Source organism: Pseudomonadota bacterium (assembly GCA_010028905.1).
In the GTDB taxonomy this organism is placed as follows: Bacteria; Vulcanimicrobiota; Xenobia; order RGZZ01; family RGZZ01; genus RGZZ01.
Window position 1 is genome coordinate 1 of record RGZZ01000868.1, and the last position, 1,229, is coordinate 1,229.

Below are 1,229 nucleotides of genomic sequence, written 5' to 3' on the forward strand. Positions count from 1 at the left end.
GGCCCGTTTTTGGTGATGGCCGCATTGGTGATCTTCTTGGCGCTATCGGGCTTCCAGTCTTCCGCCCAGTCTTCAAACAACACCTCCACTCGCTCTCCTCGTTCCCCTTCTTCTCCTTCTTCTCCCCCCTCCTCCTCCCCGCGGCTTCCTCTGAAAAAAAAGGAGGTTGCAAGCGAATAAACATCTTGCGTACTCGATCGATCAGTCGAAGAACAAACACACGCACGACGAAATGCATTCGACGCAGTGCAACCAATCGTCAATGATTGTGATTATGAGCGCGTGTGAGTGGGTGCATGCAACCACGTGTGAAGTGGCGAGGCGAGGATCGTCCAATCCCCCCCCTCTTCCTTGACGCACTTCAATTCGAGAGGGACGTGCATATTTAGTAAGAAGGAAAGGTCGACCTCGATGCCACCACGTACGACATCGAGCACAAGTCCGTCGTCACGCACAATCGTGTGCAGCATCCACTTGTTAAACACATAGTGTGTCGTGATCTTCGCTGCGCGATCTGCGATCGAGTCGCACATCGGTGCCGAATGGTGCAGCACATTCTCGATCTTGCGACGATGAGCATTGGCGATCGATTGAGCATCGGTACCGAGTGACGCGTCAACGCACACGCGCGCCGACCTGAGGAATGAGCCTGCACGCTTGCGTTCCGACTCGCGCAGCTTGTGCCTTGTTGATACGAGCACCGTTGACACCACACGCCCCTCGCGCCTGAGAAAGATCGACTTGGCGCAGAAATGAGCGACGAGTTGGAGGAACTCGCTCTCGCGCACAGCAGGATATGTCGACGCAAACGGCCGTCGATGTCCATGAGTGGTGTCTCCACTCCTGCCACAAAATAACTCGGAAGGCACGGCGCAGTACCACATACACACATGTGCAGGCGGTCGAGTGCTTAGTGGAGGCAGTGCCGAATGTCGAAGAGTTTGGAGAAGGAGCTCGCCGTCGGTCGTCGAGTGATCGTACGTCACGTCGCGATGTGTTTGGTTGTCGCAATGTCCACGCACGATATACGACCTCCGGAGTGTGTACCACCACGTGTAGTGTGTGATCCACTCTGGCGTCGCGAGGATGAGGGCTATGGCGGTACTACCCAGCAGTGCAGATGTGAGGATGTGTACGTCGTCCATTTCGTGTTTATGTTCCTTCTGTTTCTCTTCTCTGTGGAAAAAGGTGGGTACGTATGTATGTGCGTCTGTGTGTGGTATGTCCAT

At 54.8% G+C, this 1,229-nt stretch carries 1 protein-coding gene; it reads right to left on the minus strand.

Annotation, left to right across the window (positions count from 1 at the left end; translation table 11 throughout):
* Window positions 1-272: 272 nt before the first annotated feature.
* Window positions 273-788, minus strand: coding sequence for a hypothetical protein (locus tag EB084_25990; protein NDD31716.1), 516 nt, complete (start codon window positions 786-788; stop codon window positions 273-275).
* Window positions 789-1,229 lie beyond the last annotated feature (441 nt).